General features: G+C 55.3%; 14 protein-coding genes and 1 pseudogene. 11 read left to right on the forward strand and 4 right to left on the reverse strand.

The window, feature by feature from the left end; genetic code table 11:
• Positions 1 to 1,985 (reverse strand): type I DNA topoisomerase (gene topA, locus WBC85_RS01190; protein WP_424432857.1); only part of this gene is annotated, 1,985 nt, incomplete at its 3' end.
• Positions 1,986 to 2,166: 181 nt separating this feature from the next.
• On the opposite strand from topA, the gene WBC85_RS01195 reads away from it, so the two are divergent.
• On the forward strand, positions 2,167 to 2,610 hold the full coding sequence (locus WBC85_RS01195; protein WP_424432858.1) for a hypothetical protein: 444 nt from the start codon (positions 2,167 to 2,169) through the stop codon (positions 2,608 to 2,610).
• Here WBC85_RS01195 and dprA read toward each other — a convergent pair.
• Together dprA and tldD are read right to left on the reverse strand one after the other, a co-directional pair.
• Positions 2,607 to 3,761: a DNA-processing protein DprA gene (dprA, locus tag WBC85_RS01200; protein WP_424432859.1), complete on the reverse strand. Its 1,155-nt coding sequence runs from the start codon at positions 3,759 to 3,761 to the stop codon at positions 2,607 to 2,609. The genes WBC85_RS01195 and dprA overlap by 4 nt on opposite strands.
• A 76-nt stretch (positions 3,762 to 3,837) precedes the next feature.
• The gene (gene tldD, locus WBC85_RS01205) at positions 3,838 to 5,259 is read right to left on the reverse strand and encodes a metalloprotease TldD (protein ID WP_424432860.1); all 1,422 of its coding nucleotides are present in this window, start codon (positions 5,257 to 5,259) and stop codon (positions 3,838 to 3,840) included.
• A gap of 209 nt (positions 5,260 to 5,468) precedes the next feature.
• Here tldD and coxB point away from each other — a divergent pair, with 209 nt between their 5' ends.
• From coxB to WBC85_RS01255, 10 genes are all read left to right on the forward strand, one after another.
• Positions 5,469 to 6,311 carry a cytochrome c oxidase subunit II gene (coxB, locus tag WBC85_RS01210; RefSeq protein ID WP_424432861.1) on the forward strand — a complete coding sequence of 281 codons (843 nt, stop codon included), beginning with the start codon at positions 5,469 to 5,471 and terminating at the stop codon, positions 6,309 to 6,311.
• Between the two features lie 78 nt (positions 6,312 to 6,389).
• Positions 6,390 to 7,328: a heme o synthase gene (cyoE, locus tag WBC85_RS01215; protein WP_424432862.1), complete on the forward strand. Its 939-nt coding sequence runs from the start codon at positions 6,390 to 6,392 to the stop codon at positions 7,326 to 7,328.
• Positions 7,328 to 7,489, forward strand: a complete 162-nt coding sequence (locus tag WBC85_RS01220) for a hypothetical protein (RefSeq protein WP_424432863.1) — start codon at positions 7,328 to 7,330, stop codon at positions 7,487 to 7,489. Before cyoE ends, WBC85_RS01220 begins: the two co-directional genes overlap by 1 nt.
• Entirely contained in the window at positions 7,489 to 8,070 is a 582-nt protein-coding gene (locus WBC85_RS01225; RefSeq protein ID WP_424432864.1) for a cytochrome c oxidase assembly protein, read from the forward strand. The genes WBC85_RS01220 and WBC85_RS01225 overlap by 1 nt, the downstream gene beginning before the upstream one ends.
• A 20-nt stretch (positions 8,071 to 8,090) precedes the next feature.
• The gene (locus tag WBC85_RS01230) at positions 8,091 to 8,891 is read left to right on the forward strand and encodes a cytochrome c oxidase subunit 3 (protein ID WP_424432865.1); all 801 of its coding nucleotides are present in this window, start codon (positions 8,091 to 8,093) and stop codon (positions 8,889 to 8,891) included.
• A gap of 115 nt (positions 8,892 to 9,006) precedes the next feature.
• Entirely contained in the window at positions 9,007 to 9,693 is a 687-nt protein-coding gene (locus WBC85_RS01235; protein WP_424432870.1) for an SURF1 family protein, read from the forward strand.
• Positions 9,690 to 11,078 carry a threonine synthase gene (gene thrC, locus WBC85_RS01240; RefSeq protein WP_424432866.1) on the forward strand — a complete coding sequence of 463 codons (1,389 nt, stop codon included), beginning with the start codon at positions 9,690 to 9,692 and terminating at the stop codon, positions 11,076 to 11,078. Before WBC85_RS01235 ends, thrC begins: the two co-directional genes overlap by 4 nt.
• Positions 11,075 to 12,337, forward strand: a complete 1,263-nt coding sequence (locus WBC85_RS01245) for a M16 family metallopeptidase (protein WP_424432867.1) — start codon at positions 11,075 to 11,077, stop codon at positions 12,335 to 12,337. The genes thrC and WBC85_RS01245 overlap by 4 nt, the downstream gene beginning before the upstream one ends.
• Entirely contained in the window at positions 12,337 to 12,921 is a 585-nt protein-coding gene (locus tag WBC85_RS01250; RefSeq protein ID WP_424432868.1) for a GNAT family N-acetyltransferase, read from the forward strand. Before WBC85_RS01245 ends, WBC85_RS01250 begins: the two co-directional genes overlap by 1 nt.
• 20 nt (positions 12,922 to 12,941) lie before the next feature.
• Positions 12,942 to 14,357: an FAD-binding oxidoreductase gene (locus WBC85_RS01255; RefSeq protein ID WP_424432869.1), complete on the forward strand. Its 1,416-nt coding sequence runs from the start codon at positions 12,942 to 12,944 to the stop codon at positions 14,355 to 14,357.
• 14 nt (positions 14,358 to 14,371) lie between these two features.
• On the opposite strand, the pseudogene WBC85_RS01260 reads toward WBC85_RS01255, so the two are convergent.
• A pseudogene (locus tag WBC85_RS01260) lies at positions 14,372 to 14,555 on the reverse strand (adenine phosphoribosyltransferase); the annotation flags it as partial.

Consider the following 14,555-nt stretch of genomic DNA (forward strand, 5'->3'; position numbering starts at 1 on the left):
CCGCGTTTACCGTAGGGACCGAAACGACCGGTCTTCAACCAGATTTCGTCGCCAGCGTCTTCACCAAGAACCCGTTCATCGCCATCCGCGCCCTCGCCAGCGATAGGACGCGTGTAGGTGCATTCAGGATAGTTGCCGCATCCGACGAAGCCACCGGTGCGCGATGTTTTAAGGTGCAGGCTACCCTGACCACATTTCGGGCAGATACGAGGATCAGAGCCATCGTCGCGCGGTGGATATAGCTGCGGCGCGAGGGCGGCATCCAGAACGTCAAGCACTTCGGAAATGCGCAATTCGGAGGTTTCCGTGATCGCCGCATGGAAATCGCGCCAGAACTTACTAAGCAAGACCTTATAGTCAGCTTCGCCAGCGGAAACATCGTCAAGCTGGCTTTCCAAATCGGCGGTGAAATCATAGCCAACGTATTGACGGAAGAAATTCATCAGGAAAATCGTTACGATCCGGCCCTTATCCTCGGGGTAGAGGCGGTTCTTGTCTTTACGCACATATTCACGGTCTTGGATCGTTGTCACGATAGAGGCGTAGGTCGATGGACGACCAATCCCCAATTCTTCCATGCGCTTTACCAAGGTTGCTTCGGTATAGCGGGGCGGTGGCTGGGTGTGGTGCTGCTCAGGGTTGATCGCGCGTTTGTCCATCGGATCGCCCATGGCAACTTGCGGCAGACGCTTGTCATCCTCATCTACAACGGCATCATCGCGGCCTTCTTCATAGACTTTCATAAAGCCGTCAAAGAGCACAACCTGACCTGTCGCGCGAAGTTGCACCTGACCGTCGTCCGATCCCAGATCAACCGTCGTGCGCTCCATGCGGGCACTTTCCATCTGGCAGGCAATCGTGCGCTTCCAGATCAGATCGTAAAGTTTGCGTTGATCTGGTTCGCTGAGCTTCAGGCTATCGGCATCCTTGGACAGTTCCGTCGGTCGGATACATTCGTGCGCTTCCTGAGCGTTTTTGGCTTTGTTTTTGTACTCGCGCGGGGCCTTGGGCAGATAGTCGTCACCATAGCGATCCTTGATCGCTTCGCGCGTTTCGGTGATCGCTTCGGGTGCCATGTCGATGCCATCGGTACGCATATATGTGATGTGTCCCGCCTCATATAGCCGCTGGGCCACGTTCATTGTCTGGCGCGCGCCAAAACCGAACTTGCGACTGGCCTCTTGCTGAAGCGTCGATGTCATAAACGGCGCGGATGGGTTGCGGGAGGCTGGTTTGGCTTCAACAGAGACCGCTTTGAGCGCGCGAGACGTTACTGCCTGAACCGCCAGTTCGGCAGCTGTTTCGTTCGCCAGATCGTATTTATCGAGCTTCTTGCCGCCCAAGACCGTCAAGCGTGCCTCGAATTCCTGTCCGCGCGGGGTGGCAAGCAACGCTTTGACAGACCAGTATTCGCGCGCGTTGAAAGCTTCGATTTCCTGCTCGCGTTCGACGATGATGCGCAAACAAACGGATTGAACACGACCCGCAGAACGCGCACCGGGCAGTTTGCGCCATAGAACGGGCGAAAGGTTAAAGCCGACAAGGTAATCCAATGCGCGGCGGGCGAGATAGGCCTCTACGAGCGGTACATCAACTTGGCGCGGATTTTTCATGGCCTCTGTTACAGCGGCCTTGGTAATTGCGTTGAAAACCACGCGGCTGACAGGCGTGTCTTTCTTGATCGAACGACGTTTGGTGAGCGCCTCTTGCAAGTGCCATGAAATCGCTTCGCCTTCACGGTCGGGGTCGGTCGCGAGAATGAGTTCGTTGTCGTCCTTGAGGGCGTCGGCGATGGCTTTGACATGCTTTTTGCTGTCGTTTCCGATCTCCCACTTCATTTCAAAGTCATGTTCGGTGTCGACCGAGCCATCCTTTGGCGGCAGGTCACGCACGTGACCGTAGGAGGCTAGAACTGTATAGTTCGGCCCCAAATACTTGTTTATTGTCTTAGCTTTAGCGGGAGATTCTACGACAACAACTGGCATTTGATTTCCTTACGACTCGTCTCAAGTTATTCTTTTCTTATGGGTCCGCTACATGTGTCGGGAAAGTGCGCAATGTCAATTGCGCTTGATTATTAAGCGCGAATACCGCCCGAAATTGAGGCAAGACAAACGCCGCCGCGCTGCGTTAAGGTGCTGGTATTGATGAAAAGGGGCCGGTTTTATGCAGTTCTTGAAAATTCTTTTCCTCGCATTGTTTGTGTCGGGCCCTGTTGCCGCAGAGTACTTCGAGCCAGCACGCGGCACGAGCGAGCGAAAAGCAATGCTCGACGCAATCCGCCCGCACGCGCAGGAACAGCTTGGCGCACCAGTAGAATTCATCGTTCATGACCTTCGGATCAGCGGACAGGTCGGCTTTGCTTCGTTGTCTGCCCAGCGACCCGGCGGCAAAGAGATTGACCTCTACAAAACGCCAGGTTTTCAACAGGGAGCGTTTGATCCCGAATTCATGGACGGGACGGGCTTGCAGGCGTTGATGATTCTGTCTGGTGACACCTGGGTCGCCGTGCATTGGGCGATAGGTGCAACCGATGTCTGGTTCGCATATGCACCGTTCTGTCGACGCTATCGTGCGGTGATCGAAGACTATTGCGCCGGGGTTAACTAAGCGCGACTAATCAATCCGCCGGGGGCGCGACGGATTTGTCCACGTAGTTCCAGATCCGTTAGAACAGGTATCATCATGCTGGTCTGGGCACCGATATCGCGCAGCAATTGATCCTCTGCGACAGGGCTGGGCCCTAGTCGATCAAGGATACGTTGGTGCAATGCGTTAACCTCGCGCAAACTGCGTTGCGGGGGGGCTTGTTTCGGAAGCGGCATTTGTAGCTGTTCTTGCTGGTGTTCATTCGCCTCCGGCGCCAGGGCTGCAAGCGCATCGGTAACATCCTGTGCATTTCGCACCAGTATTGCGCCGTCCCTGATTAGCATGTTGCAGCCCGAGGCGCGCGCATCAAACGGATGACCTGGAACGGCAAGAACATCGCGCCCCTGGTCCAACGCGCCGCGTGCGGTAATCAGACTGCCAGATTTTGCCGCCGCCTCGACAACGACGACGCCGCGACACAACCCGGAAATAATGCGATTTCGCATAGGGAAGTGCCGTGCAATAGGGGCCATGCCCATCGGTTGTTCGGAAATTAGCGCCCCTTTGTCCAACAGGCTTTCTGCCAGCGCAAGATTTTCCGCAGGATAAATGACGTCGACGCCGCCAGCCAGAACCGCAAGCGATCCGTTTTTTGCAGCAGCCAGATGGGCACAGGTGTCTATTCCGCGCGCAAGACCGGACACTATAATATACCCTTGCTCGGAAAGCTCATTCGCAAGTGCGCGCGCCATACGCGTCCCAAGCGAGGATGCATTGCGTGCACCAACAAGTGCGATCATCGGGCGGCTGAACCCCTTCAGGTTTCCACGGACCCATAGCATGGGCGGCGCATCTGAAATTTCGGCCAGCAAACCAGGATAGGCCTTTTCGCCGCGGCAGATAAGCTGTGCGCCTGCTGCAGCGCCCGCGCTCAATTCAGCCTGCGCGCGCTGCGATGAGCAGGGTTCATATTTGCTTAATCCCGCTTTGGAGGCGACCTCGGGCAAGGCGTCCAACGCCGCTGCGGCGCTGCCATGTTCGCCAAGCAACCGGTAAAAGGTTGAAATGCCGACCCGCCGCGAGCGCAAGAGCCGGAGCCACGTGAGGCGTTCATCTTCCGTGGTGGGTGGGAGTAGGGGGTGAGTGGAAGAAGTGTTGGTCTGCTCGCTCATCGTGGCTCCGTCTGCTTGCAGAATCATCTCTAGCAGGATCGGAGTTAACAGCGCGTAAACCAAAAACAGATTTGGTTCAGCCTCCCGCGCCGCCGACCGTCAATCCTCCAATCATAACCGTTGGCTGACCAACGCCAACAGGGACCCATTGGCCGGCCTTGCCGCAATTCCCCATGCCCGGATCAAGCGCCATATCATTGCCGAGCGCACGAATTTGCTGCATCGCAGTTGCGCCGTCGCCAATCAGCGTTGCGCCTTTGACAGGCGCGCCGATCTTGCCGTTTTGAACGCGGTAGGCTTCAGTACACGAAAATACGAACTTACCATTTGTGATATCGACCTGGCCGCCGCCAAATCCAACCGCATAGATGCCGTCTTTCAGATCGGCAACAATATCCGCAGGATCGCTTTGCCCGCCCAGCATATATGTGTTGGTCATGCGCGGCATAGGGGGATGCGCATAGCTTTCGCGCCGCCCGTTGCCCGTTGGCGCAACGCCCATAAGGCGGGCGTTCTGGCGATCCTGCATATAGCCCACAAGTATACCGTCCTCGATCAAGACGTTCTTGGCCGAGGGCGTTCCTTCATCATCAATGCTTATCGAGCCGCGCCGATCAGGGATCGTGCCGTCGTCCAGAACCGTGACCCCCTTGGAGGCAACCCTTTCACCAACGCGCCCCGAAAATGCGCTTGAGCCTTTACGATTGAAATCCCCTTCCAGCCCATGACCGACGGCCTCATGCAGCAAAATCCCGGGCCAACCGGGGCCAAGCACCACATCCATCATGCCAGCAGGGGCGGGAACGGCTTGCAAGTTGACCAAAGCGATCCGAAGTGCTTCGCGCGCTTTAGGTTGCCAATCGCTTGGCGTGATAAGCCCGTCGAGCGAAATTCGCCCGCCGCCACCAGCAGACCCGCTTTCGCGCCGCCCGTTTTCTTCCACGATGACGGACACATTCACCCGGGTCATCGGGCGGGTATCGCTTGCCTCAACGCCGTCGGGACGCAAAATCGTGATCTCTTGCAGTGAAGCCGCGATAGAGGCGCTGACCTGAACCACACGCGAATCAAGATCACGCAGAAAGGCATCCATTTCGCGCAGCGTATCGACTTTCGCGGTAAAGCTGACCTCGGAAATGGGATCAACATCGCGATATAGCCGTGTGTTCGTCGCGCTTGGCGCATCTGCCAAGGTGCCACCGCCATTGCCGATCGCAAGCCGCGTTGTTGCCGAGGCACGATGCAATGCCGCTTCTGATACCTCGGTGGAATGCGCATAACCGCTGACTTCACCAAGAACTGCACGCAGACCAAAGCCTTCGGACGCATCATAAGAGGCGTTCTTAAGCTTGCCGTCATCAAAAACGAGGCTCTCTGAGGTGCGCCGTTCAATGAATAGCTCTCCGTCATCCGCACCGTGACAGGCCGTTTGAAGAATCCCCAGCGCGTTTTCGCGTGAAATCAAATCCTGGAAGGGGCGAAAAGCGGTGCTGGCCATGCAAAAAATCTCTTTCATTTGACATAAATCAAAAAAGCGTCCGTTTGCCGCAACGCTTAGTCTTTATCTACTAGTAAGAATATGGTTTTAAGCACCGCAATAACAACGGGCTAAGTGCGTTGCTTTGGCGGGCTGGGCTTGTTTGACCGAACTAGACAGATCATAACCGAAAAAGACTGGCGTATCGCCGCAATCGATCAGGGTGTAATATGCGACTGAAAACAACACTTTACGGCCTTATGGCTACACTCTTCGCGGCTCCGGCCATGGCGCAGGAAGCGCTCGAAGTAATTGGCCAGCCGCTGCCACGCGGCACAGGCTTTCAACCAGCAGCGACAGAGCTTGCACGTGACTTGCAATGGCTCGACTGGATGATTCTCGTTATCATCACCATCATCACGGTGTTCGTGACGGCTTTGATGATCTACTGCATCGTGCGCTTTAACCGCCGTGCGAACCCGACGCCGGGCACATTCACACATAACTCACCTGTAGAAGTGGCATGGACGGTCATTCCGATCGTTGTTCTTGTCTTGATCGGTGCGTTTTCCTTGCCCATCCTGTTCAAGCAGCAGGAAATTCCACAGGCCGATATCACGATCAAGGTGACGGGTTACCAGTGGTACTGGGGGTATGAGTATGTCGATCACGAGTTCGGCTTTGACAGCTTCATGCTGGCCAAGGATGAGCTGGCTGACAAGGGCTACGCACCAGAACAGTATTTGCTGGCGACGGACACAGCGGTTGTTGTTCCTGTCGGCAAGACTATCGTGATGAACCTGACAGGTGCGGACGTGATCCACTCCTGGACAATCCCGGCCTTTGGCGTAAAGCAGGATGCGGTCCCGGGCCGTATTTCGCAGCTTTGGTTCGCAGCCGAGAAAGAAGGCATCTACTTTGGTCAGTGTTCCGAGCTTTGCGGCAAGGATCACTCTTACATGCCAATCACTGTGAAAGTTGTCAGTGAAGAAGCTTATCAAGAGTGGCTGAAAGGCGCGATTGAAGAGTACGCAGGTTTGCCACAGCCATACAAAGTGGCATCAGTAAACTAACGACTGAATTGACGGGGACGCGCAAAGCACTAATTGCGCGTCTAGTGCCGCGAGCGAATGCGAAAAAGGGAGGACAGGATGAGCGATGTTAGCTTGAACGGCGCCAGCCTTGAGCGGGAGGCGAGCTTTGGCGATTTCTTTGCTTTGCTAAAGCCGCGGGTCATGACCCTTGTTGTTTTTACAGCCCTGGTTGGTTTGCTTGCCGCGCCAAACCCGGTGCATCCGATGATTGCCTTTGCATCTATCCTTTTTATTGCGATCGGCGGCGGTGCATCCGGCGCTCTGAATATGTGGTGGGACGCTGATATTGATGCGGTGATGAAGCGCACGCAAAAGCGCCCTATTCCCGCAGGTAAAGTGACTGAAGGCGAAGCTCTTGCCTTTGGTGTCGCGCTTTCTGGTCTTTCGGTTATTATGCTTGGCCTTGCCTCCAACTGGGTTGCTGGCGCATTGCTTGGCTTTACGATTTTCTTTTACGTCGTGATCTACACGATGTGGTTGAAGCGTTGGACACCCCAGAACATTGTTATCGGCGGTGCTGCCGGCGCGTTCCCTCCGATGATCGGTTGGGCTGTCGCAACAGGCGGAATTTCTATCGAATCCGTTTTGATGTTCTGCCTAACGTTTATGTGGACGCCTCCGCATTTCTGGGCGCTCGCGCTGTTTATGCGCAAGGATTACGATAATGCCGGCGTGCCAATGTTGACAGTGACCCATGGTCGCCGTGCAACACGTGTTCACATTCTTGTCTACACATTGCTTTTGGCCGTTCTGGCGGTTGGCACAGCCTTCACCGCAGTCGGCGGACCGATCTATCTGGGAGTTGCGGTCATCTTGAACGCATTGTTTATCAAAGGTGCGTGGGATATTTTCCGCCGCGATGAAGACGCAAGCGAAGCGGATAACTTCAAATCCGAACGCAGCTTTTTCAAATTGTCGTTGCTCTATCTTTTCGCCCATTTCGGCGCGATCCTGATCGAGGCTCTGTTGAGCCGCTTCGGATTAGGGGGCTGGTAATGGCGCTGAGCAAGCAACACGAAATTCACACACGCCGCTATGGTCGCAACCTCGGGGTTGGGCTTTTGCTGGGCGCGTTCATCATGATTATTTTCGGACTAACTATCGTCAAGGTCACGCGCGGCGACTATGAACCACCGCGCGGCGAGGTTCAAAACTGATGGCAATGGATCCCAAGAATAAGACAGTTCTTCAGGCGGCAACGCTTGTTGTGTTCATGGGTGCGCTCGCTTGGGCGTCTGTGCCGTTCTATGATTGGTTCTGCCGCGTCACAGGTTTTGGCGGCGTTACGAATACTGCCGAAATCGGCAGCGATACAATTCTCGATCAGACAATCATTGTACGCTTTGACGCCTCCAAGGACCGCGATATGCCTTGGGAATTCAAACCAATGGTGCGCGAAGTTGAAATGCGCATCGGTGAAACCGGTTTGATCTTTTACGAGGCCTATAATCCAACCGATCGCCCCGTCGCTGGGCAAGCCAGCTATAATGTTGCGCCGTATCAGGCTGGATATTTCTTCAACAAGATCGAGTGTTTCTGCTTTGAAGAGCAGGTCTTGCAACCGGGTGAACGCGTCGAAATGCCAGTGTCATTCTATGTCGATCCAGAGATTGTCACAGACCGCGACGCGAAATATACCAAAGAGATAACGCTTTCGTATACGTTCTACGAAATCGATTTGCCCGAGACGGTTCAACAAGCCGCTCTTGAGCAACCCGCCGAAACGAATAATAACTAAGCCGATCCGACGAGGGACCCATGGCACACGCAAAAAACCACGACTATCACATTCTTAACCCTTCGCTCTGGCCACTCCTTGGTGCGGTTGGCGCGTTTGTTATGCTCTTTGGCGCTGTAGTTTGGATGCACGACAGCGGCCCTTGGGTGTTCCTGATCGGCCTTGCTGGCGTTCTTTATGTCATGTTCGGCTGGTGGTCTGATGTGGTGGATGAAAGCCACGTTGGCGATCACACACCCGTTGTTCGCATCGGCCTGCGCTATGGTTTCATCATGTTCATCATGTCCGAAATCATGTTCTTCGCAGCTTGGTTCTGGAGCTTCTTTAAGCACGCCATGTACCCGATGGGTCCGCAATCCCCAGCGATTGACGGCATTTGGCCACCAGCGGGCATCGAAACGTTTGACCCTTGGCACCTGCCATTAATCAACACGCTGATCCTGCTTTGCTCTGGTGCTGCGGCGACATGGGCACACCATGCTCTAGCGCATGAAAACAACCGTGAAGATACAAAATGGGGCCTGATTATTGCTGTTGGCCTTGGCATCATCTTCACCGCGTTTCAGGCCTATGAGTATAGCCATGCGGCCTTTGGCTTCTCAGGCAACATTTATGGTGCAAACTTCTTCATGGCGACCGGTTTTCACGGTTTCCACGTTGTGATCGGAACCATCTTCTTGCTGGTTTGCTTGCTGCGATTGCAGCGTGGCCACTTCACGCCTGAACGCCACATCGGCTTTGAGGCGGCGGCTTGGTACTGGCACTTCGTTGATGTTGTTTGGCTCTTCCTCTTTGCTGCTGTTTACGTCTGGGGCGGCTAAGAACGAAACGTTGCGGCGCATTGCGGCTTGAAACCCGCGCCGCAAAAGGACAAAAGCCAAGGCGCGCAGGATAATTGTCCTGCGCGCCTTTTCAATGGATGGGTCTAAACTTTACATGCTGACGCGGCTGTTTCTTCCTTTGATGTTTGGCTTGGCGGGGGCCGCCATTCTGATCGCGCTTGGCGTTTGGCAATTACAGCGCTTGTCCTGGAAAGAGGCAATCCTCACGGACATAAGCGCGCGCATTTCCGCAGCGCCGCAAGCAGTGCCCGAAACCCCCGATCCCGTGGCAGATAGATACCTGCCCGTTACGGCGAACGGCATCGTTACAGACGATGAAATTCACGTGCTCGTTTCTCAAAAGCAAATCGGCGCAGGCTATCGCATTATCGCGGCTTTCGAAACGGATACGGGTCGACGCCTTTTGCTGGATCGCGGCTTTGTCAAAGTGGATCAAAAAAATGCGCCGCGCCCCAGCGGCCCTGCCGGGGTTCTGGGGAACCTGCATTGGCCGATGGAAACCGGCGGCTCCATTCCAGAGCCTGATTTGAAGGCAGAGATATGGTTTGCCCGCGATGTCCCGGCCATGGCTAAGCACCTTGATACAGAGCCGGTTTTGATCGTCGCGCAATCGGTGTCGCTGGAAAATGATCCAGTCGCGCCGCTGCGTGTGGACATCACCGGCATCCCGAACGATCATTTGCAATATGCAATTACGTGGTTCTCACTGGCTGCGATATGGATCATTATGACACTGACTTTCCTATGGCGCGCGCGTGGCGTGCAGAAGGGTTCCTCATGAAATACGTCTCTACTCGCGGCTCTGCGCCGGTCTTGTCATTTGAGGATGCGATGCTGACAGGCTTGGCGCGTGATGGTGGGCTATATGTTCCCGAAACGATTCCACAAATGAGCGTTGAAGACATGCGTGCACTTGCGGGTGCCAGCTATGAAGAAATCGCTTTCCGCGTGATGCGTCCCTTTGTTGGCGACACCTTCACGGATGAAGAATTCAAAGGCTGCATCGAGCGCGCATATGCGGGCTTTGGCCACGCCGCCCGAGCGCCGCTAGTTCAGCTTGGGCCAAACCATTTCTTGATGGAGCTGTTTCACGGTCCAACCCTCGCGTTCAAAGATTTCGCCATGCAACTTATCGGCCAGATGTTTGAAGTTGCACTAAAGCGGTCGGGCAAACGTGTTACGATTGTAGGCGCTACATCTGGCGACACGGGTTCTGCCGCGATTGAGGCCTTTCGCGGATTGGATGCTGTGGATGTGTTCATTCTTTACCCGCATGGTCGTGTGTCCGAGGTGCAGCGTCGCCAGATGACAACGCCCTGCGAAAGCAATGTGCATGCGATCGCGATGGACGGTGATTTCGATGATTGCCAAGCCCGATTGAAAGACATGTTCAACGATTTTGATTTCCGTGACGGGGTTCAGTTGGCTGGTGTGAATTCTATCAACTGGGCACGGGTTCTCGCACAGGTGGTTTACTACTTTAGCACAGCTGTTTCGCTTGGCGCGCCTGATCGCAAGATCAACTTTACAGTGCCGACAGGTAACTTCGGTGACATTTTTGCAGGCTTTATTGCCAAGCAAATGGGCCTTCCAATCGACCGTTTGGTCATCGCGACCAATCAGAACGATATCCTGCATCGTTGCATGGAAACTGCCGGTTACACCAAGCAAGGTGTTAAGGCCTCGATTTCACCGTCGATGGATATCGAAATTTCCAGCAATTTCGAACGCGCCCTTTTTTGGGCGCATGACAAGGACGGCGTTGCGATCAAGGGACTTATGGATGAACTTGCGCAGGGCGGTGGTTTTACGATTTCAGACAACGCTATGGGCGCGCTGCGCGAACATTATGACAGCGGTATGGTTGATGAGGGCGGAACCTCTGCGATGATTACGCGCGCTTTGGCAGAGACGGGTGAATTGCTTTGCCCGCATTCAGCAATTGGTGTGGCCGTGGCTGAGGATCATCTTGGCACGACCCCGATGATTACGTTGGCTACTGCACACCCTGCAAAATTCCCGAATGCGGTCGAGGCGGCGACTGGTTTGCGCCCTGCGCTGCCGCCACGTATGGCAGATCTGTTCGAACGAGAAGAGCGCGTCACTCGCGCGCCAAATGATCTTAACGCCCTTCAAACCCTGATCCGCGAGCGTATTTCTGTATGAGCGTCAAAACTCACACCTTTCCCAATGGTTTTCGTGTAGTGACCGAGAAAATGGCGGGACTTCAATCTGCCTCTATCGGTATTTGGGTGACGGCGGGCGGTCGCGACGAGCGGTTGGAGCAAAACGGCATTGCCCATTTTCTTGAGCATATGGCGTTTAAGGGCACGAAGACGCGCAGCGCCTTGCAAATTGCCGAGGCGATCGAGGATGTGGGCGGCTACATCAATGCCTATACCAGCCGCGAAGTGACCGCCTATTATGCACGCGTGCTTGGCGCGGATGTGCCCTTGGCGCTAGAGGTGATTTCTGACATTTTGCTGAATCCTGTGTTTGACGAAAGCGAAATAGAGGTCGAGCGCGGCGTGATCTTGCAAGAGATCGGTCAGGCGCTGGACACGCCAGACGATGTGATTTTCGACTGGCTTCAGGATGAAGCCTATCCCGATCAACCCATCGGACGCACGATCCTTGGGCCAGAAGAGCGCGTGCGCTCCTTCTCGAAAGAGGACTTGCGCCGTTTTGTGCATGAACATTATGGCCCGTCCCAGATGATCCTGTCCGCCGCTGGGGATGTGGATCACGATGCGATTGTGCGCATGGCCGAAGATTTGTTCGGGGGGCTGGAAAGCCGCGTTGCCAATGATGCCAGCGCCGCCGCGTTCAAAGGTGGCGAGCGCCGCGAAATCAAAACACTAGAGCAAGCGCATTTCGCGCTCGCGTTTGAAGGGCCAGCTTATCGCGATGACGCGATTTATACGGCGCAGGTCTATTCAGTGGCCTTGGGCGGCGGCATGTCGAGCCGTCTGTTTCAGGAAATTCGCGAAAAACGCGGCTTGTGCTACACGATCTTTGCGCAGACAGGGGCCTATTCTGATACAGGCATGATGACGATCTATGCGGGTACAAGCGCAGAGCAATTGCCAGAACTTGCCAATCTAACGATGAGCGAACTTGCTCGCGCGGCAGAGGATATGAGCGAGGCAGAAGTTGCCCGCGCACGGGCGCAGATGAAGGCTGGCATGCTTATGGGGCTTGAAAGCCCGTCAAGCCGCGCCGAGCGCCTTGCAAGGCTTATACAGATTTGGAACCGTATTCCGCCGCTTGAAGAGACAGTTGCGCAGATTGATGCTGTGACGACGCAGGGTGTTAAAGACTTCGCAGCGCATCTTGCAGGCCAAGCCCCCGCCGCTTTGGCGCTATATGGCCCGGTTGAGCGCGCGCCGCAGCTTGCGGAAATGCTGGCAGGCCGCGCTGCTTAATGCTTCGTGTAAAGCGTAAGATACGGCTTGAAACCGAGCGCTTGACGCTACGCCCACCGGCTCACTCCGATTTTCGCCCTTGGGCGAATTTGCGTTATGAAAGCGCTGATTTCCTCACCAAGTGGGAGCCATCCTGGGCCAGCGATCACCTGACGCGCAAAGCTTTTACCAATCGCGTTTATTGGGCTCAGCGTTCGATGACGGCGGATACGGCGATCCCGCTTTTTCTGGAGCGGCGCGAGGACGGCGCTTTGCTAGGCGCGATTACACTTGATAATATTCGTCGTGGTCCGGCACAAAGCGGAACGCTTGGTTACTGGATCGGACATCAGTTCGCGCGTCAGGGCTATATGGGCGAGGCGATTGCCGCAGTGGTACACTACGCGTTCGAGCGAATGGACTTGTCACGCTTGGAGGCAGCTTGCTTGCCCGAAAACAAACCATCACGTGGATTGCTGGAACGTTCGGGTTTCAAATATGAAGGCGTGGCGCAGGCTTATTTGCAGATTGATGGGCGTTGGCGCACGCATGTGCTTTATTCTGCATTGAGAATGGATCGACGCGGGCGCACGCACGCGGGGTGAAACCGTCTGATAGGAACAACATGATGCTGAACTCTGTCTCGAAAGCATTTGAAGCCACGTTGCGCGCTGCGTTGCCGGATCATGTCGTTAAAGGCGCAGAGCCACGTTATCTCGAAGAGCCACGTGGCCTTTACAAAGGGCAGGACACGCTCATTGCGTTGCCTGAAACTGTAGAACAGGTTTCAAGCATTGTGCGCCTTGCGAGCGAAGCGCGCGTCGGCATTTTGCCATATGGCGGCGGCACGGGGCTGGTTGGTGGGCAGGTTGCCCAGAACGGTCCTGTTCCACTGATCGTTTCGTTAGAGCGGATGAACAAGGTCCGTGCGATCTACCCGGAAGAGAATGTATTGATTGCCGAAGCAGGCGTCATTCTGGCAGATGTTCAAGCCGCTGCGGAAGGCGCAGATCGTTTGTTTCCATTGTCCCTCGCGGCCGAAGGCACGGCGCGGATCGGGGGGAATTTGTCCACCAACGCGGGCGGCGTGAATGTGCTGCGCTACGGAAATGCGCGGGACCTTTGCCTTGGGCTTGAGGCTGTTCTGCCTGACGGCACGATCTGGAATGGTCTGTCACGTCTGCGCAAGGACAACACCGGATATGATTTGCGAAACCTGTTGATCGGGGCGGAAGGAACGCTTGGGATCATAACAGCGGCCTCGCTCAAGCTAAGTGCGCGCCCGTTTGGCGAGGGCACTGCGATGATGGTGGTGCGTGATCCATCTGCTGCCATCGCTTTGCTCGGCGTCGCACGCGCGCAACTTGGGGACGGGGTCAGCGCATTTGAGATCATTCAAAAGCAAGGCCTCGATTTTCTGGATGACTGCCTGCCAGATATTCGCCTTCCCTTTGCACAGAACCCGGAATGGAGCGTGCTGATTGAGGTCGGGCTCGCACGCGGGCTTGATCCAAACACAGCGCTTGAAACGCTTTTCGAAACTGGCTTGGATATGGGGCTGGTGAGCGACGGATTGATTGCACAGTCGGTTGGGCAAAGGACAGAGTTTTGGTCCGTGCGCGAGCATATTCCGGAGGCCAATCGCAGGATCGGTTCCGTGTCCTCGCATGACATTTCTGTGCCGATCAGTCTGCTGCCCGAATTTATCGTTCGTGCTGGCGATGCGATTGCAAAGCTAGGCCCGTTCCGTGTGAATTGCTTTGGACACCTGGGTGATGGAAATCTTCACTACAACATCTTTCCCGATGCTGGGAAATCGGTCAGCGATTATCGCAGCGCGCGCGATCAAGTGAAGGAAACGGTTCATGACATCGTGCATGAACTTGGTGGGTCCGTCAGTGCCGAACATGGCATCGGGCGTTTGAAAACGCACGATCTGGAAAAATATGGTGATCCTGCGAAATTGGCGGCGATGCGCGCGATCAAAGCAGCGCTGGACCCCAACGGCATTATGAATCCCGGCGCGGTTCTAGCGCTTTAGCCCTTGAAAAAGCGTTATAGCCCGTCAAAGGTGCAAAGCGCTTTCACGTCCATCCCGAGGGCTTCCAAACGCGCGCGCCCCCCAAGCTCTGGCAGGTCAATTACAAAGCCACAGCCGACGATTTCACCGCCCAAACGTTCGATCAGTTTGATGCCTGCCTCGGCAGTGCCGCCAGTGGCGAGAAGATCGTCGATGACG

The organism is Planktotalea sp. (assembly GCF_049680325.1).
Taxonomy (GTDB): Bacteria; Pseudomonadota; Alphaproteobacteria; order Rhodobacterales; family Rhodobacteraceae; genus Planktotalea.